Here is an 18,198-nt window from a genome sequence, read left to right on the forward strand (position 1 = left end):
GTTGTTAACTGTTAGGTTTTGGATTACGGTTAAGTAATGACCCAAACGCTTGTTTTTGCCCAGTGCTTGTTTTTGCCTAATAAAAAAATCTTAATATTGGATACAATCAAACAGTGATAGAAGCAATGATAGGATAATGAAATCTATTAAACAGACACCCAACGGCAAATTAATTTATAGTGATTATTATGATAGGGTCATCTTAGCATAACACAACCCCAAAACAGGGTATGGCTATGGTTAATTGTTTTGATAATTATGATAAGAAACATTAATGGTATCTAACTAATCGTATCTAAATGATTGTAACGATAGAAGTTTTTAGAAAATATTAAAGTCAATTTTTTTCATCAATGGACAGGTATCGCGGGAGGCAAAAGTTGCAGTTGCAATAAAATGGCTTTTACTCAGGGGTGAAAATGCGTAAAATGGTGTCTAATCGAATTATTGACTTTAACCGACACTAAGTGACATATGCCTGACTTACTTGCTAACAACGAACTTATGGCCGCCATTGATATTGGCTCAAATAGCTTTCATCTTGCCATCGCGCGGTTAGACCATGGGGAAGTACGCAAATTAGCATCAATGTCAGAAAAAGTGCAGCTTGCCGCTGGACTTGATGAAAACAACTATTTGTCGCTTGAGGCACAAAAACGCGGGCTGGATTGTTTGACCCGTTTTGTTGGACGACTAGACGCTGTTTCCCCACAGCGGTTACGGATTGTGGCTACCAATGCCCTGCGCCAAGCCAAGAATGCGGATGAATTTATTCGACAAGCCAATTTAATTTTACCCAAACCCTTAGAAGTCATTGCTGGGCGAGAAGAAGCGCGTCTAATTTATTTGGGAGTTTCTCATACCAATGCCAGTACCGACAAACGCTTGGTGATTGATATTGGGGGTGGTTCGACGGAGTTTATTATTGGTAAAGGCTTCGACCCAATTTTGACCGAAAGCCTACAGATGGGCTGTGTTGCCTTTACCAAATCCTATTTTACTGACGGCGCTATCACCGAAAAAGCGTTTGAAAAAGCGATTGCTGCGGCGAGAAAAGAAATGCTGGGTATTAGTCGTTTGTACCAAAAAACGGGCTGGGACAGTGTCACGGGCTCAAGCGGCACGATTAAAGCGGTCAATCAAATTTTGCTGCAACTTGGGCTTGCCGATGAAAATGCTCGGGTGACCTACAGCGGTGTCAAAGAAATCCAAAAGTTACTGATTAAAGCAAAACATATCGACAATATTGATTTTGCCGATATTAAAGACACTCGTAAAGCAGTGCTGCCGGCTGGTGTCGCGGTGCTGCTCGCAGCGATGAATGTTTTGGGCATTGATACCATCTCTTATTCAGATGGTGCGCTGCGCGAAGGCGTCATGTACGATATGCTCGGGCGTTTTGCCAGTGAAGATGTGCGCGATCGCAGTGTACAAGCCTTGATGACGCGTTATTCGGTGGATAGAAAACAAGCAAAACGTGTGGTAGGTACCGCGCAGCAGCTGTTTGACCAAGTGAGAAATCGTTTGGGGCTTGATGAAGAGGATGCGGATTTACTTCGCCGTGGTGCCTATCTATATGAAATTGGTCTTGCCATCAGCCATAGTAGCTATCACAGGCACAGTGCCTATTTGCTGGAAAATTCGGATATTGATGGGTTCTCACAAGTCGATAAAACACGCTTGTCGCAGCTCGTCATGCACCATCGCCGTAAATTAAAACCTGATAGTTTGGATGAAGTCAAAATGGTGGGCGGTGACAATCTGGTGTATTTAACCCTGATTTTACGCCTAGCGGTACTGGTGCATCACAGCCGTAGCAAACATGATACGCTACCGATTCAGCTAGCGGCTAAAGATAACCATACTTGGGAAGTTTTGGTAAATTTAGCGGATGATAACGCAAGTCTTGTGCTGTCAGATTTGCAAGATGAAATTGATATTTGGCAAAAGTGGGGCATGAGCTTATCCGTTACTACTTATGAGCCAGCTATTGCGTAAGCAAATGGCTAAGTAAATAGTTAAACAAACAGCTAAGCAAATTTTTAAATTTTAAATAAAGTTAAGCGTTTAGGTCTGTCATACTCTTTTGAGATGACAACAGTCGCAGTAAAACAAGGGAATAACGACAATGAGTGTTTGGGAAAAAGTACAGCTTGCACGTCATGCAAAACGACCATTATTTTTGGATTATGCCAACCAGCTGTTCACGGAATTTGATGTGCTGCAAGGGGATCGCGCGTATGCCGATGACAAAGCGATTTTGGGCGGGATGGCGATGTTTAACGACCAGCCTGTCATGCTGATTGGTCAACATCGTGGTCGCAGCACCCGTGAGCGTATTGAATACAATTTTGGTATGGCAAACCCAGAAGGCTACCGCAAAGTAGTTAGACTGGTGCAAATGGCAGAACGGTTTAAATTGCCGGTGTTGACCTTTATTGATACCCAAGGCGCATATCCTGGCGTGGGTGCAGAAGAGCGTGGTCAAGCGCAAGCGATTGCCCAAAGTATTGCGGTATTTTCATCCTTGAATGTGCCTGTGATTGCCACGGTAATCGGTGAAGGGGGTTCAGGCGGTGCATTGGCGATCGGCGTCGCTGATCGTATCAATATGCTAGAAAACAGCATTTATTCCGTGATTTCGCCTGAAGGTTGTGCGTCGATTCTATGGAAAACGGCTGAAAAAGCGCCCCAAGCCAGTGAGGCATTGAAACTCAGTGCGGTAAATTTAAAATCCCTTGGCTTGATTGATGAAGTCATTGGGGAAGGCGAGGGCGCGCATATTAACAGCGATGTGGCTATGACCAACCTTAAAGCCACGCTGGAGCAACAGCTAGCGGCGCTTATAGAACTTGATGAGCAAACGCGTCTGCAACAACGCTATGAAAAACTGATGAGCTTTAATTCTACGCTGTCCTTACCAAAAGCCTCTGCTTAATTGTCAGTGATTTAACCTATTTTAATGACCCATGGGCGTTTATTGAGGCGCCCATTATTTTATCTCATTTGTTTTATCTCACTGTTTTTCTCTCGCCGCATGAGCTTGAGCACTATGTCGTCTATCCCTATGTCATCTGTCCCTATGTCACCTGTCATTGAAGCGATTAAACAAAGTTATCAAACTCATATCAACCCGCACCCCAAGTCTACCACTAAAATTTATATTGCGTGCAGTGGCGGGCGAGACTCGATGGCATTACTGTTCGCCTGTCAGCAGCTACAACTACCGATTCATGTGATTCATATCAATCATAAATTGCAAAAAATCAGTGATGACTGGCAACAACTGGTAGAAGCCTATTGCCACAAGCACCACATCGACTATGACAGCGTTTGTATCGATTGGCAATCGCAGCAAGTTTATGCCGCCGATAGTACAATCAGCCAAGAACAACAAGCCAACGAACAACAAATCGGCACACAACAAGCAAATGAACAACAAGCCAGAACCGCCCGCTATCATGCCATCATACAGATTGCAGGCGAAAACGCCATTGTTGCCTTGGCGCATCACGCCAACGATCAGGTGGAAACCTTGTTGATGAACCTATGCCAAGGGACAGGGTTGGCAGGGCTTACAGGTATGACGGCATTTGGGGTGCAACACGAATTTGGCAAACCTATTTGGTTATGGCGTCCGTTGCTTGGGGTAACGCGTGATGAGATTAGCGACTTTATAGCAGCGCACCATCTCCCTCATGTCGATGATCCTACCAATTTTGGCGTAACTAATCAGCGCGCTTTTTTACGTAATCAGATTTTGCCACTCCTTGATGAGCGCTTTCATAAAGTAGTGCAAAATATCACCCGCACCCAGCAAAACCTAACCGAAGCGCATCACATAGTTGATGACCAATATCAACAAGATTTGGCGCTATGTCAGTGGTCAAATGGCTGGACAAGTCATCAGCAATGTTTGCATATCCCCAATCTAAAATCATTGAGCCAAGCGAGACGCTTTAACCTATTGCATCATTGGGTCAAAGGCTCACAAAAATTTGCCCCCACTCGGCAATTGATTATACAAATTGAGCAGTTACTACAATCAGCGCAAACAGACCAGCAAGCGATTTTGCAGTGGCAGGGGATTGAAATTAGAAAATACCGCGATACGTTATACCGTCTTGATGCCGATTATGTAAAGGCGATTCATAGCAAGTCAGATAACAGGGTATTAGCCAATTTGACTGCCGATGTGGGATTATCTGAGGAATTATCTGTGGGGCTATCTCTAGAATTGGTGCTTGCTAGCAGAGCCGTGTTGCCCAATGAGTCTTTTCAATTATTGTCACAATCTTTTCACCAATCGTTTAAAAAACTGTGCCAACGATTTGATATTCCTAGCTGGGAGCGACAATTTGCCAAAGTGGTCATCATGAATGACGACGAAGAAAAGGTGCTCACGGCATCTCAAACACCGCCACGGTTCGCTTTATTATTGCCGAATATCAGTGTTTGGCTGGCAGATGCCGGTGAGCTGAATTTAGCTACCCAAGCGCCTTGTCCGTGGCAATTGGTTTGGACATGCGGTCTTGATAGTGAATGTCATTGATTTAAGACTATCATGGACTAACACTGTCATGTGATAAACTGAGACTATCAAACGGGCATGAATCGCTTGAATTTGCGCCATGTACACCAATTTACGCTGTAAATTTGTCATCAAAATTTGTCATCAAAATTTGCAGTAGGTATGGTAGACTTATTTGCGAATAATAGCGAGGGCGAACCCTTTAACTGCTTTCGTCACCCCACAAAAAATGATTACAAAGGACATCTATGGCAACCACAACTTCTCTTAATATCGCCTTTATTGGTGGCGGTAATATGGCATCGGCACTCATTGCAGGGCTATTAGCAAAGGGTCAACCAACTAGCCTACTGCATGTGGTAGAAACCGATGCCGAGAAGTTAGCGGATTTTCAAGCCCAAGGGTTGAATACCTACGATGCGAGCAACATCGACGATACCAAGCACGCCATCGAAAAAGCTGATGTGGTCGTGCTCGCTGTCAAACCGCAGGTCATTAAAGATGTGCTACTGCCAGTCAAAGACATCTGGGGCGAGCAAGTGGTTATTTCAATTGCCGCGGGGATTGCTACCGATAGTTTAGCCGAATGGTTGGGACCGCAAGTCAAACTAGTGCGAGCGATGCCAAATACCCCTGCGATGATTCAAATGGGCGCCACAGGCCTGTACGCGACAGCAGCGGTCAGCGAGGCGCAGCAGCAACTTGCGCAGCAAGTGATGTCCGCAGCAGGACTGGTGTTATGGGTAGATGACGAAGACCTACTGCACGCCGTGACTGCTATCTCAGGGTCAGCGCCTGCGTATTTCTTTTATATGTTAGAGAACATGATTGCCACAGGTGAAAAATTGGGGCTGACCCAAACCCAAGCCACGGCTTTGGCAATGCAAACGGCACTGGGCTCAGCGCAAATGGCATTGACCAGTCATGATACGCCAGCTGAGCTGCGTCGCAAAGTGACCTCGCCCAATGGGACTACCCAAGCGGCAATTGAAGTGATGGATGCTAAACAAATGCATCAAACTATTGCCGATGCCATGCTAGCATGTGAGCAGCGCTCGCGTGAGCTAAGCCAAGCGTTTGGCAAATAACTCGATTTGGCTATAACATTGGCTACAACAGCAAATTTTAATTAACTATCTTAACGGCTCATCGTTAACAAGTGTGTAAGCAGCAAATAAGGATAAAAACAGGGCATGACTAATCTTTTGGCAGGGTTGTTTGATATCGTCGTCGCGGCGGCGATGATACTGGTTTTCTTTCGATTTATGCTGCAGTTTGCTGGCATTACTGCAAAAGATGCGTTTGCCAAACCCATTTATCGTATGACACGTATTGTCGATGTGTTTGGACGTATTTTCCCAACCCTAGGCGATGGCAGAATCAATACCGCAAGTTTGGTGCTGCTATTTTTGCTGCGGATGATTTTTATTTGGGGCGTGCTTGGCATGATGCGCATTGATAGTCAAAATATTGGGCTGTTCTATATGCCAGAAGTGAACTTAGCCATGGTTGATTATCTATCGCGGCATTTTTCACCTGTCATGATGTTTTTTGTGGCGGCGGTGACCTTGCTGATTGATTTTTTAAGAATGTGTCAGTACATCATTATTGGCTCCTTTATCGGGGGTTGGGTGATGCTTTTTACCCAAAAAATGCCAGCGATTTTTGGCCTGCTCACCTTGCTTAGTGAGCCAATTATTCAGCCATTTCGCAAAGTATTACCTGCCACAGGCATGCTTGATTTGGCACCTATGCTGGGTTTTTTCTTGATTATTTTGCTAGAAACCTTGGTGCAAACCGTAGGGGTTTATTTATTAACCCTCTAGTCTTTGTAACCCTATAGTCTTTGGCAAACGACGATTAAATGAGTAAGCTTTAAAGCAGTGGGCTAAACAGGCGAATAGCGTTGTCCAAGAATTTTGCCCCAAAGCTACGCTGCTGCCATCCATCGCGCTGTAATGGCTCACTTTGTCGCAGATATTCATGCTGGCAAGTGAGCATTTGCTGGGTCATGGTACGATTATAAATCGCCATACTCACCTCCATATTCAGATAAAAACTGCGCATATCCATATTGACGGTACCAAACAAGCAATAATCGTCATCCACGCACAAAATCTTGGCATGTAGCAAGCCTGCATTGAACAAATAAATCTGCACTCCTGCTGACAACAGCGGCTCAAAATAAGCCTGTGAAGCAAACCGTACCAACAGCGAATCTACTTTTTTGGGTACATTTAAAATCACCTTGACCCCACGCTTGGCAGCGGTAGTGAGGGCAAGCAGCAGTGCATCATCTGGCACAAAATAAGGCGTGGTAATGACCACTTGTTTTTTGGCGGCAAAAATCGCACACACCAAGGTTTCGTAGATGACATGCCCCGTTAATTCTGGCGCCGATGGAATCAGCTGCAAACTGACTTGACTCACCGATGGGTAGGCTTGTAGGTTGCTTTGCAGTGGCAAAATGTTAAGCAGGGGCGGCTTAGGGGCACCAGTGTTAGCGTTTTGACCTACCCCGCGAGCGTTAGTCACGTTTTTTAATTTGTGATGATGCAGCTTTGAGGTGCCAATATACAGCGACTCGGTATAGAACGACTTGGTAAAGCGATTAACGATTTTTTTAAGGCCGGAAAAATTGGCGTTGGTTTCTGCGCTGATATCCGTGGTCGTGACAAGTGCCATGGCTTTCACCGAATTGACGTTATCATGACCTTCCACCCGTATCATGACATCAATCCATTTGCCCACATGCTCGTTTTGTTTGAAAAAATCGGGGTCGATTAAATTAAAACTTCCCGTATAGCCATAGCAGTTGTCAAAAATAGCCAGCTTACGATGATTGCGGATATCAATGCGTTTGACAATAGTTTTGAACAAACCCACGGGCAGCGACTCATGCACAAAAACATCAGCGTCTTTGAGTTTTTGCACCCACGAACTGCGAAAAAACGCATGACTGCCAACGCTATCAGCGAGCAAATGCACGGATACGCCGCGCTGGCTAGCCGCCATCAAAGCTTCTAATAACTCAATCACCCGGCCTTGTGGCGACACAATATAAAATTCCAGCAAAATCATCGTGTTTGCCGCACGGATATCGGCTAATAAACTGGCAAAAATATGGTCAGCGTCTGTCATCAGCGTCAGCGTATGATGGTCATACACGCCAAGCCCAGTTTTTAGTAGGGCGATATTGCTCAGTTGCCGTGCTTCGGTGTCTAAATTTTTGGAAATTTCATTAAAATCAATATGCTGAGCGTTGGCAAAGTCACGCAGTAATTTTTGCGCCATCAAACTGCGCTTACGATACTGATGCCCAATATTGATTTCACCAAATAACATATAACCGATGATGCCAACAACAGGCAGGGCAAATAACACCGCAATCCAAGCGATTGCCACGCTTTGGTGGCGCTGCTGTTGAATAACCCGCACAACTAGCCAAAGCGTGATGAGAAAATGGGCGATCACACCTAGCTGCAATAGCAACGTCTTGACAATCGACCACTCCAATAATAACCCCATACTAGCTTGCCTAACCTAACATTGAGGTGTAATGAAAGCGCTTGGGAATTCGTTGACCATGAGGGTGGACAATGTCAGCAACTTTGAGCACGTGTTGTGTCCAAATATCTGCGCATTGTACCGCTGTCACAAGCTCATCACCCAGTGCCAAACGACCTGCGATATAACTTGCCAGACTGCAGCCTGAGCCATGATATTCACCCGCCAGTCTTGGCAAAATCGCTTGGTATGCCAGTCGGCAGGTTTGGTTGTCATTAACGTATAAATACTGCTCGATACCAGAGGCTTGGCTATCGTGAGACGTCTTGACTAGCACTGCTTTGGCACCTTGTTGACACAAATCTTTGGCGGCGGCGTGTAGATTGTCGATGCCTGTCAAATCACGCAGTTCAATGCTGTTGGGGGTCATTAGGGTCGCAAAAGGGGTTAGCTGGGCAAAGGCAGCCACCAAAGTGTCTTTGTCACCTAAAGCACCGCCACTGTTGGCCACCAGTACGGGGTCAAGCACATACGGCGTACCTGTTGCAATACTGCCATCGGTAAAAAGCTGCGCGAGCATTGCAATATTGTCAGTGGTGCCAAGCATCCCCGACTTGATGGCTTTGACAGGCAAATCATTGAGCACCGCCAGTGCTTGCGCCCTTACCAGCTCACTTGCGCATGCCTCAAACCCAAAAACTTGCTGTGAACTTTGAACGGTCACTGCAGTACAGGCAATCGCTGCATGACTCCCTGCTTGTCCAATCGACTCAATATCCGCTTGCAAGCCTGCACCACCTGATGGATCTAACCCCGAAAAACACAATACAGTGGGGCGCAGTGTCATGCTGGGTGCTAAAATAGGGGCAAAAGTAGCAGGGGTTGACATAAGATTCTCACAGGCTGGTTATCAATCCTTGTAAAGGATTGGTTAAGTGGTTTTTTAATCATTACTTTCAAACAGATTATCACATAACGACTGAGCCATAAACAGCGACTGGGTTATAGGTAGGCATGGTGCCATTGCCAAGGTGCTGCAATTATTCTCACATAATTTTTTTAAAAAGTCTTGCAAATTTGGATTGGTTTGTTATAATGCCCACCCACAATACTTGAGGTTAATGGCGACATTGACTAAAATTATTGTACGGTGTTATAGATAAGTAAGACCAATTCGGTGACGTGGGTGAGTGGCTGAAACCACAGCCCTGCTAAGGCTGCATACGGGAAACTGTATCGAGGGTTCGAATCCCTCCGTCACCGCCATTTATTGAAGCAAAATTAGTTTTAAAATTATTTAAAATAAAGTTTGACAAAATAAATATTCTAACTTATAATAGCGCCCACTTCAAACGAAGACATTAGTTAAGCGCTTGTAGCTCAGTTGGATAGAGCATCAGGCTACGAACTTGAGGGTCGGGGGTTCGACTCCCTCCAAGCGCACCACTAATTACTTTGTTAAAATTAATCGCCACTCTTTGAGTTCAGGCGATTTTTTTTTATGTCTTATTTTTTTGCCCCGAATTACTCAGCAGGCTATTTTGCCGTTCTGTTGTTTCACCACTGCCTCACTATTGCCTAAAGCATTTTCATTCCAGTTATGTTTATATGAGCCATGCGCTGATGGGTCTGTAGTTGGTGTTTGAGTCATAGCGTTTTGGTTGTATTTAGGCTACAATTTCGCTTATTAATTGCTACCATCATTCGCCCGCCATACCTATGCCTAAGACCGAAACCCCAATGTTAAAAACAGCTAAAACCAACAGCCAGCCGCAATCTCTGCCATCAGCGCCATTGCCAGAACAACAACCGGTGATGGCAAAAGCGGCAACTCGGCTGATTGCTATGCTGTATGATGGTATGTTGATTTTGGCGATGCTATTTTTTGTGCAGATGTTGCTGATTGTATTGGGCACCAAACTGCTAGGTTTGGCAGGGACGGATATGAAGCAAGCGGCGACGTTACCGCTATGGTATCGTAATGCTGTGCAAATCCCTGCGTTCGTGATTATCTTGGTCGGGTTTTATGGGGTATTTTGGCGTAAGGCAGGGCAGACGCTTGGCATGCAGACTTGGCGGCTCAAAACCATGAACCGTGATGGCTCATTGCTGAGTTGGCGGCAATCGATGATGCGGATATTAGCCGCGTGTTTATTACCCGTGGTCTGCGGGATGATAGGCTATCTTATCCACCAGTCGGTGGGTGCGCTGTATTTTAGTATGTTTATCGGGCTATTGTTTAATTATTGGTTTGCATGGGTCAATAAGCAAGGCTTGGCGCTGCATGATTTGCTATCAAACACCGTGACCATGAAAATGCCAAAAATTAACCACGAAGGCTTGTTTGCTGGGTTTAGAAAGAAATAATTACTTGTCTCTCGCCCACAACCAGTCCGCTAAATCGAGCAAATAGTTATCATCGCCAAATTCAGCAATCACCGCATTTTTAGCGGTATCAAATAAGCTTTGCGCGTAGGTTTTGGCAGCTTCCACGCCCAGTAGTTTGACATAAGTGGATTTATCCAATTTCTCATCACTACCCGCGGGTTTGCCAAGCTGCTCGGTATCGGCAGTCACATCCAAAATATCATCTTGTACTTGGAAAGCCAAACCAATCTGCTCGGCAAAGCTATTGAGGGCTTGCCGCTCGCTGTCAGTCGCGTTGGCACAGATGGCACCCATCAATACTGCAGCTTCAATGAGCGCGCCTGTTTTGTCACGGTGGATGGCTTCAAGCGCAGTTTGGCTAAGCTGTTGGTGCTCGCCATTTAAATCCAGCATTTGCCCCATGACCATCCGCCGTGCCCGTGGCGCAAACGTAGCAGAAAGCGGAGTGGCAAACTCGCTGTTTTCACCAAAATACGCATGGGTCAAGGCTTCAAATGCCAAGGTCTGTAGCACGTCACCAGCAAGCATGGCAGCGGCTTCACCATAGGCGATATGGGTGGTAGGGCGACCTCGGCGCAGCGCATCATCATCCATACAAGGCAAGTCATCATGCACTAGCGAATAGCCGTGCAGACACTCCACCGCCATCATGGCACGGCGCACGTCATTAGACAATGGATGGGATGGGTTGGCAAGACTGTTGTCGGTTTTTACCGTGGCAAAAGTTGCTGCAATCAGCAAAGGACGTACCCGTTTGCCGCCATTGGTCATCGCGTATAGGCTTGCTTCATGCAGCGGCGAGGGTAACTTGCAGGCTTGGAAGTAGGCGGGGATATCAGATTCTAGTTGGTCAATGACTTGGCGCGAAAAAGCAGTAAATTCCATAATCAATTCTTTCGTATGTGTTAAAATTTTGAGCAATAAAAAAGCTGCCCCCATTAAGGTTGAGCAGCCTTTTTGCAAAATGGCGCAACAAGTTTAACGCATTAGTCTAGGAAATTAAAGCTATCTAAATCCATCGCCATTAACTCGCTTGGTGCCAACATGCTCTCTGAGTGACCTGAGGCGCGTGGCAATAGTTTTTCAAAATAGAACTCAGCGGTTTTGATTTTGGCTTCATAGAATTCTTTGGTTTCGCTGCCGCCATTTTTGAGTTTGTCATACGCTACCGCTGCCATACGTGCCCAGTGATAACCCATGATGACGTAGCCTGAGTACATTAAGTAATCATCGGATGCCGCTGAGACGATTTCACGGTCTTTACGCGCCGTCAACATGATACGTGTGGTAAGGGTATTCCACTCCGCACAGTATTTGGTCAATTCCCAAACGAATTTACGCATGCCTTTGTCTAGTGCATATTCACTACACCATTTCATGATATTGGCGGTGTAATCCAGTAGCACCTTGCCTTTGGATTGGATTAACACTTTACGACCTAGTAGGTCAAGCGCTTGTACGCCTGTGGTGCCTTCATACAAGGTTGAGATACGTGCATCACGGGCGATTTGTTCCATGCCCCATTCTTTGATATAGCCATGACCACCGTAGATTTGCATACCATGTTTGGCACATTCAATGCTTAGTTCAGTTAAGAAGCCTTTGAGTATTGGGGTATAAAAGCCCAATTTATCATCCCATTTGTGGAACTCAGCATCGTCACCGAGCATCGCGCCTTCAAACATTTTATCAGCATAGCGTGATGCGTGATAAATCATTGAGCGCGCCCCTTCTGAGAAGGCTTTTTGGGTGAGTAGCATGCGCGCAACATCGGCATGATGGATAATCGCATCAGCCACTTGGTTTGGCTCTTTGGTACCTGATAGGGTACGCATTGAGCGGCGTTCTTTGGCGTAAGGCAATGAGTTTTGGAAAGCCAATTCCATGTGCGCTAAACCTTCCATACCTGTCCCTAGGCGGGCAGTGTTCATAAAGGTAAACATGGCTTTTAAGCCTTTATTCGGCTCACCGATTAGATAGCCTGTGGCATTATCAAAGTTGAGTACTGCAGTTGCTGAAGCTTTGATACCCATTTTGTGCTCAATTGAGCCACAGTTAACGGGATTGCGCTCACCAATCTCACCGTTTTCTGTGACCAAGAATTTTGGCACGATAAATAACGAAATACCCTTGGTACCTTCAGGCGCATCGGGTAGGCGTGCTAAAACGATATGCACGATATTTTCCGTTAAGTCATGTTCACCGGATGAAATAAAGATTTTGGTACCACTAATCTTATAAGTACCATCGTCTTGTGGGATGGCTTTGGTTTTAACTTGACCCAAGTCGGTACCACATTGTGGCTCAGTCAAACACATGGTGCCCGACCAACGACCTTCTACCAAGGCTGGCATATAAGTGGCTTTTTGCTCAGGGGTGCCGTATTGCATGATGGTATTCATACAGCCTACCGACAGTCCTGGATACATGGAAAATGCCCAGTTTGCTGTGCCCATCATTTCACTTTTGATGAGGTTGACAGACATTGGCATATTCAAGCCACCAAATTCTTCAGGAAACGGTATGGCTTGGTACCCAGCTTCAACGAACATATCATAAGCTTCTTTAAAGCCTTTTGGCGTGGTGACAACACCCTTGTCAAAATGGCAGCCTTCAGCATCGCCTGATTGGTATAGTGGCATCAACACATTGCTACAATAATCCGCAAAACTCTCAAGCATCATATCCACGGTTTCCGGATCGGCATTTTCACCAGATTTTAAGGTTTTGTAGTGTTCGGGGTAATTAAATACTTCATTGGTTAAAAAGCGAATATCACGTAGGGGAGCTTTATATGATAATGGCATACGCTGAAATCCTTTTAATAGGCTATTAACTAAGATAGAAAATGAAAGGTAAAAATAAGTCCGCCCAGTATAAAGGTATTTGCCGCTAAAAGCTTCAAATCATAATAAATATTCATAAATAATACCAATTATCATAAAATTATTTTATGATTTTGTAGTGCAAAGCTTCGCATGGACAAGAATGCAACAATTACCAACTACCTTAAACTTACTCGTTTTATTTAAACTTTACCAAAGATATTAAACCACCAAACGTATTGAAAAATCATTTGTGAGCCACTCTTGCCAAATATTCCCAACCCATCTCCCAACCAATCTCCTAGTCCATCGCTAGCTGATACGTCGACACTGCCAGCCAATCAACCTGCACCGACATCACTCAACAAACGCGAGCGCGGTGCCGTGCTGTGGTCAATTATCAAAAAATTATCCGTTTTTGCAAAATCTTATCACTCATTAATCATGGCGACGCTGCTACTTACGGTGGTTGGTTCATTTGCCGCGCAGGTCAATGCTTTTGTACTGCGTTACACGGTCGATCATTTGACCGAGATTCTCAAACTCAGCGAGCCGTGGCAGGAAGGTGCAAAACTGCTCACGACTATCAGCATCGTGCTACTGCTCAAAGAACTGTTATACGCGGCAATTAGCTTTGGACAGCGCTATTTTGGTGAAAAAATCCGCATTAATTTATCCCGGGATTTATCGCAAAAAGTCGTGACGCGTATTTTAAGTTACCGCATGGGGTTTTATACTCATCCTGATAACGACAGTGGTAAGCTGCAGACGCGCATTGATTTGGGTGTCAGTAGTCTGACGCGTTTGGTGCAAAACTTTTTTATTGATATGTTGCCCTTATTTGCCAATGCGATGGTAGCGCTGGTAGTGATGTTTAGCGCCAATGTGTGGGTGGGGATGGTAGGGCTGGTGATTGTGCCGATTTATTTTTATATCAGTCAAAAGCAAGCAACGCGTTTGCGAGGCTTTCGTCGGCAGATGCGCCACTATCGGGAGAGCAAAAGCGAGCAAATCATTTCGCTCATTAACGCTATCACCGTGATCAAATCCTTTGTCCGCGAGCCGATTGAAGCGCAAAAACATTTTGCCATTCAAAAAGAGATGACCGATAACCAACTTAAAACGCGCGGTATTGGCTTTGGCTATGATGCACTCAAAAGCTTTATCGAGCAGATTGGTGTTGTGGCGATTATTATTTTAACGGCGTATTTTGTGCTTGATGGGCAGATGACCATTGGCATGATTATGTTTCATGTGTTGTTGTTTCAAAACGTGGCATCGCCGATTCGCCAGTTGCATCGTATCTATGATGAGGTCAATGATGCGCTGACTTATGCCGAAGGGTTTTTTGATATCTTAGAAGATGATAGCCAAATCGAAGTGGTAGGCGGTGTCAATCCTGCGACGGTGCAGGGCGATATCGAACTTCAGCACGTGGATTTTGTTTATCCCAACGGCAACCAAGCCTTGCAGGATGTCAGTTTTCGCATTCGGCGCAACCGAATTACCGCGTTGGTCGGGCTGAGTGGCGCAGGTAAAAGCACCATTATCAATCTGTTGGTAAAATTTTATCAGCCCACGCAGGGGCAAATTTTGCTCGATGGCAAGGATTTGCAAGACTATGATACCCATGAGCTACGCCAACAAATCGGTTTGGTGTTGCAAAAAAACCATATTTTTGGCGGGACTATTGAAGAAAATATTCGTTATGGCGATTTAACTGCCAGTCAAGCTCAGATTGAGCAGGCAGCAATACAAGCCTCCATTCATGAACAAATTACCCAACTGCCCAAAGGCTACCAAAGCGAAGCCAAATCCTTGTCAGGTGGACAGCAGCAGCGTATTGCACTGGCACGTATGTTTCTCAAAAATCCGCCAATTGTCTTTTTGGACGAGCCGACCGCAAGTCTAGATGCTATTGCCAGCCAGCAAATCAAGCGTAGTTTGGATTTAATCAAACAAAACCGCACTGTGATTATCGTGTCGCACAATATCGCGCAGATTATTGACGCTGATGATTTGGTGGTCATCGAGCAAGGGCGCGTGGTGGAGACAGGTACGCATGATGAACTGTATCGCAAGCAAGGCAAATACTATGAGATTTTTAATGCCATGTCCGATAGTTTAAATCTTGATAAAATCACCCTAACGTTAGACAGCCACTAATTTCGGGTTCATCATGCAGGCTTAGCATGCGTACTGGTAGCGCTAAGCGGATTAACGCCGTAACCTGGCTTACTTAAATTTATGCTACCATAACTGTTTTGTCATATTCACCCAACTTCACCCAACAAGTTAGTCAATACTCATGGAATCTCAAGTCTTAAAAATATTTTTGGCACTGGTGGTACTGGTCAATCCATTTGCCGCGTTATCGTTATTTATTGATATCACCAAAGACGCCAATCGACAACAAACTCGCAAAGTTGCACTGATTTCAGCCATTACCGTGTTTGTGACCATCGCAATATTTTCGTTGGCAGGCGAGCCTATCTTAAAGGTGCTGGGGATTTCGCTTGGGTCATTTCGTATCGCAGGCGGTATCTTGGTACTGATTATTGCCATTGGCATGATGAATGGCGCTGGCAATGTTGCCAAACCGCATGTCGGCAAGTCAGGGGATTTAAATGGGGTGGCTTTTCAAGGGGCGGCATCTGCCGTGGTGCCATTGACGATTCCAATGGTGATTGGTCCTGGTGGGATTTCTACCGTGATTATTTATGCCGCAAGCGGGCATAGTTATTTTAATATGCTAGCGATTATCACCGCAGGTTTGATTATCAGTATTATTACTTATCTAAGCTTTATGGCAGCGGGGCAGGTGAGTCGTTTTTTAGGTGATACCGGGCTTAACGTGCTCAATCGTATCATGGGGATGCTACTTGCAGCCGTTGCAGTAGAGATTTTTGTTGGCGGTTTAAAAAGTGTATTTCCGCAATTGTTATAAGTTCAATGTTTCAAGCTACATGGTTCGCTAAATAATTTATCACAGCAACCCTCAAGCATTAAGCATTGTAGTGGCTGTGTTAATATCATAAATTATGCTTGATTTTTACCGTGAAAGTCGCCATTTTAATAATCATGCAAGATGCCAAAACCTGTTAATAAGCTGTCAACAAGCTTCTAAAAAGATGCAAGCGTTAAACCATACTTAGGTTTATTAAAGTGATATGACAGGGTGACTAACAGGTTGATTAGCCTAGTTTATAAGCTTAGTTCATAAGATAGCTACTAAGGTAGTAACCAAAGTAGTCACTGGGGCGGATAAAAGATTGAGGAGCGACGATGCAAAAAGATACAAAATCAGATTACCAAAGCCTACTGCAAGCGGCAAAGGATGCCAAAGCAGAAGCGATGATGCTGGAGTTTGTCGAGCAAGATGATGGCAAAATGGTACTACGTACCTCGAATGATGAGTCAGAAGACTTGGTAAGCATTGAATTTTCTGACAAGGTGAAAGAACTGTTAGGGGATGATACCCAGTTGATTGGTCAAAGCATGATTCATGCTGCCATTCAAACCTTAATGCAAAAGCAGCTCTCACAGTGGCATGCCAATGTGTATGACGAAGAACCCGTGCATTACAGTTAACGCGTAACGCCTATTCATTGATTTATTGAACCCATAAGACTAAAGACTTATGGGTTTTTTTGTGCTTAGATTTTTTATTTGTGGGCAAATCCTTTATAATTAGCCATAATTTTTCTTCTGTGTTTCACTTATCAAAAAGAGCCGCCACCATGCCTATGCAAACCGCCAATTTTTATACCATCAATCATTCCAATTATCCAGTCAAAACCATTGGGATTTTAGGTGGCGGACAGCTAGGTATGATGTTGGCGCAAGCGGCGTTGCCACTCGGCATTCGCTGCGTGTTTTTGGAGGATAGTGCCAATTGCCCCGCACGCTTACTGGGTAAAGTGTTTAGTAGCGAGCAATTTGAAGATTTTGCCCAAAGCTGTGATATTTTTACCTTAGAGTTTGAAAACACCCCGCTCAAACCTGCCCAGTTTTTGGAATCGACCAAAACCTTGTACCCATCATCATTTGCGCTATCAGTGGCACAAGATCGGTTAAATGAAAAAAACTTGTTTAACCAATTAGATATCGCCACCGTACCTTTTATGGCAGTGCATAGCAAAGCCGATATCCAAGCCGCTGCCGACAAATTGGGACTACCCTTGGTACTCAAAACCACACGCGGGGGCTATGATGGCAAAGGGCAGTTTGTGGTCAAATCCGCTGACCAAATCGACACCGCGTGGGCAGAACTTGGCGACGCAACCAAAACAGCGCCGCTCATTGCCGAAGGCTTTATTCACTTTGAGCGCGAAGTATCTATCATTGCAGTGCGCGCCCAAAACGGTGAAATCCGCTATTATCCGCTCGTGCAAAATGAACATAGCAATGGTATTTTAGCCAAATCAACCGCACCTGCACCCAATGTTGATAACCTCACGGAGCAAGCCCAAAGTAATATCAAAAAATTGCTCGAACATTTAAATTATGTGGGCGTGTTGACGTTAGAATTATTTGTGACTTCTGAAGGCGGCGCTGAAAAATTGCTAGCCAATGAAATCGCACCCCGCGTGCACAACTCAGGGCACTGGAGTATTGAAGGCGCGGTAACCAGTCAATTTGAGAATCACATGCGCGCGGTGGCAGGATTGCCATTGGGAGACACAGCCATCGTCAAACCCTCTGTCATGCTGAACATCATCGGAGAGTATCCAAAACTGGCCGAAGTCCTAGCCATCGCTGGCGTGCACGTGCACAATTATGATAAAGAAGAACGCGAGGGTCGCAAAATCGCTCATATCACTGTCATGCCGAGCGATAGCAGTCAACTGGATAACACGGTCGCGCAAGTGCTTGCAAAATTACCCAATAAATTGTCTGACTAAAGCTATTTGACTAAGGCTATGTGTCAGCAAAAACACCGCACTC

14 protein-coding genes and 2 tRNA genes are annotated in these 18,198 nt (G+C 45.1%); 12 read left to right on the forward strand and 4 right to left on the reverse strand.

The genetic code is table 11. The features are described from left to right. Window positions 1–474: 474 nt before the first annotated feature. The 5 genes from RTL34_RS07155 to RTL34_RS07175 all read left to right on the forward strand — a co-directional run bounded on the left by RTL34_RS07155 (window position 475) and on the right by RTL34_RS07175 (window position 6,357). Entirely contained in the window at window positions 475–1,998 is a 1,524-nt protein-coding gene (locus tag RTL34_RS07155; RefSeq protein ID WP_312115776.1) for a Ppx/GppA phosphatase family protein, read from the forward strand. A 130-nt stretch (window positions 1,999–2,128) separates the two neighbouring features. Continuing rightward, window positions 2,129–2,938, forward strand: a complete 810-nt coding sequence (locus RTL34_RS07160) for an acetyl-CoA carboxylase carboxyltransferase subunit alpha (RefSeq protein WP_312115777.1) — start codon at window positions 2,129–2,131, stop codon at window positions 2,936–2,938. Window positions 2,939–3,052: 114 nt separating this feature from the next. Then, complete coding sequence (tilS, locus tag RTL34_RS07165; protein ID WP_312115779.1) at window positions 3,053–4,552, forward strand: tRNA lysidine(34) synthetase TilS; 1,500 nt, start codon at window positions 3,053–3,055, stop codon at window positions 4,550–4,552. A 227-nt stretch (window positions 4,553–4,779) separates the two neighbouring features. Next, complete coding sequence (gene proC, locus RTL34_RS07170; protein WP_312115781.1) at window positions 4,780–5,619, forward strand: pyrroline-5-carboxylate reductase; 840 nt, start codon at window positions 4,780–4,782, stop codon at window positions 5,617–5,619. A gap of 105 nt (window positions 5,620–5,724) precedes the next feature. After that, window positions 5,725–6,357 (forward strand): YggT family protein, encoded by a 633-nt coding sequence (locus tag RTL34_RS07175; protein WP_050324582.1) that lies wholly within the window; start codon window positions 5,725–5,727, stop codon window positions 6,355–6,357. A gap of 49 nt (window positions 6,358–6,406) precedes the next feature. On the opposite strand, the gene RTL34_RS07180 is transcribed toward RTL34_RS07175, so the two are convergent. Both RTL34_RS07180 and RTL34_RS07185 read right to left on the reverse strand, forming a co-directional pair. After that, window positions 6,407–8,059: a phospholipase D-like domain-containing protein gene (locus RTL34_RS07180; protein ID WP_312115784.1), complete on the reverse strand. Its 1,653-nt coding sequence runs from the start codon at window positions 8,057–8,059 to the stop codon at window positions 6,407–6,409. 10 nt (window positions 8,060–8,069) lie between these two features. Continuing rightward, window positions 8,070–8,879, reverse strand: coding sequence for a hydroxymethylpyrimidine/phosphomethylpyrimidine kinase (locus tag RTL34_RS07185; RefSeq protein WP_050324774.1), 810 nt, complete (start codon window positions 8,877–8,879; stop codon window positions 8,070–8,072). Between the two features lie 335 nt (window positions 8,880–9,214). On the opposite strand from RTL34_RS07185, the gene RTL34_RS07190 reads away from it, so the two are divergent. The 3 genes from RTL34_RS07190 to RTL34_RS07200 all read left to right on the forward strand — a co-directional run bounded on the left by RTL34_RS07190 (window position 9,215) and on the right by RTL34_RS07200 (window position 10,405). Continuing rightward, a tRNA-Ser gene (locus tag RTL34_RS07190) sits at window positions 9,215–9,304 on the forward strand. Window positions 9,305–9,407: 103 nt separating this feature from the next. Further along, window positions 9,408–9,484 (forward strand) — tRNA-Arg (locus RTL34_RS07195). A gap of 294 nt (window positions 9,485–9,778) precedes the next feature. After that, window positions 9,779–10,405, forward strand: coding sequence for an RDD family protein (locus RTL34_RS07200; protein ID WP_312115785.1), 627 nt, complete (start codon window positions 9,779–9,781; stop codon window positions 10,403–10,405). Here the strand turns inward: RTL34_RS07200 and RTL34_RS07205 are convergent, their stop codons facing one another. Next, the gene (locus RTL34_RS07205) at window positions 10,406–11,311 is read right to left on the reverse strand and encodes a polyprenyl synthetase family protein (RefSeq protein ID WP_312115787.1); all 906 of its coding nucleotides are present in this window, start codon (window positions 11,309–11,311) and stop codon (window positions 10,406–10,408) included. A 101-nt stretch (window positions 11,312–11,412) separates the two neighbouring features. Beyond that, window positions 11,413–13,233 (reverse strand): acyl-CoA dehydrogenase C-terminal domain-containing protein, encoded by a 1,821-nt coding sequence (locus tag RTL34_RS07210; RefSeq protein ID WP_312115789.1) that lies wholly within the window; start codon window positions 13,231–13,233, stop codon window positions 11,413–11,415. Window positions 13,234–13,635: 402 nt separating this feature from the next. Here RTL34_RS07210 and RTL34_RS07215 point away from each other — a divergent pair, with 402 nt between their 5' ends. From RTL34_RS07215 to RTL34_RS07230, 4 genes are all read left to right on the forward strand, one after another. Next, complete coding sequence (locus RTL34_RS07215; RefSeq protein WP_312115938.1) at window positions 13,636–15,417, forward strand: ABC transporter ATP-binding protein; 1,782 nt, start codon at window positions 13,636–13,638, stop codon at window positions 15,415–15,417. Between the two features lie 142 nt (window positions 15,418–15,559). Next, window positions 15,560–16,198 (forward strand): MarC family protein, encoded by a 639-nt coding sequence (locus RTL34_RS07220; RefSeq protein ID WP_007117140.1) that lies wholly within the window; start codon window positions 15,560–15,562, stop codon window positions 16,196–16,198. 338 nt (window positions 16,199–16,536) lie between these two features. Beyond that, window positions 16,537–16,842, forward strand: coding sequence for a hypothetical protein (locus tag RTL34_RS07225; protein WP_083102070.1), 306 nt, complete (start codon window positions 16,537–16,539; stop codon window positions 16,840–16,842). A 155-nt stretch (window positions 16,843–16,997) separates the two neighbouring features. Next, window positions 16,998–18,155, forward strand: coding sequence for a 5-(carboxyamino)imidazole ribonucleotide synthase (locus RTL34_RS07230; protein ID WP_409455448.1), 1,158 nt, complete (start codon window positions 16,998–17,000; stop codon window positions 18,153–18,155). Window positions 18,156–18,198 lie beyond the last annotated feature (43 nt).

The organism is Moraxella sp. CTOTU47915 (assembly GCF_031986685.1).
Classification (GTDB): domain Bacteria; phylum Pseudomonadota; class Gammaproteobacteria; order Pseudomonadales; family Moraxellaceae; genus Faucicola; species Faucicola tetraodonis.

What these genes read in the sequence shown, in the direction of transcription:
- RTL34_RS07155 (WP_312115776.1), top strand. Translation starts at nt 475, where the DNA reads ATGCCTGACTTACTTGCTAACAACGAACTTATGGCCGCCATTGATATT.
- RTL34_RS07160 (WP_312115777.1), top strand. Translation starts at nt 2,129, where the DNA reads ATGAGTGTTTGGGAAAAAGTACAGCTTGCACGTCATGCAAAACGACCA.
- tilS (WP_312115779.1), top strand. Translation starts at nt 3,053, where the DNA reads ATGTCGTCTATCCCTATGTCATCTGTCCCTATGTCACCTGTCATTGAA.
- proC (WP_312115781.1), top strand. Translation starts at nt 4,780, where the DNA reads ATGGCAACCACAACTTCTCTTAATATCGCCTTTATTGGTGGCGGTAAT.
- RTL34_RS07175 (WP_050324582.1), top strand. Translation starts at nt 5,725, where the DNA reads ATGACTAATCTTTTGGCAGGGTTGTTTGATATCGTCGTCGCGGCGGCG.
- RTL34_RS07180 (WP_312115784.1), bottom strand. Translation starts at nt 8,059, where the DNA reads ATGGGGTTATTATTGGAGTGGTCGATTGTCAAGACGTTGCTATTGCAG.
- RTL34_RS07200 (WP_312115785.1), top strand. Translation starts at nt 9,779, where the DNA reads ATGTTAAAAACAGCTAAAACCAACAGCCAGCCGCAATCTCTGCCATCA.
- RTL34_RS07205 (WP_312115787.1), bottom strand. Translation starts at nt 11,311, where the DNA reads ATGGAATTTACTGCTTTTTCGCGCCAAGTCATTGACCAACTAGAATCT.
- RTL34_RS07210 (WP_312115789.1), bottom strand. Translation starts at nt 13,233, where the DNA reads ATGCCATTATCATATAAAGCTCCCCTACGTGATATTCGCTTTTTAACC.
- RTL34_RS07220 (WP_007117140.1), top strand. Translation starts at nt 15,560, where the DNA reads ATGGAATCTCAAGTCTTAAAAATATTTTTGGCACTGGTGGTACTGGTC.
- RTL34_RS07225 (WP_083102070.1), top strand. Translation starts at nt 16,537, where the DNA reads ATGCAAAAAGATACAAAATCAGATTACCAAAGCCTACTGCAAGCGGCA.
- RTL34_RS07230 (WP_409455448.1), top strand. Translation starts at nt 16,998, where the DNA reads ATGCAAACCGCCAATTTTTATACCATCAATCATTCCAATTATCCAGTC.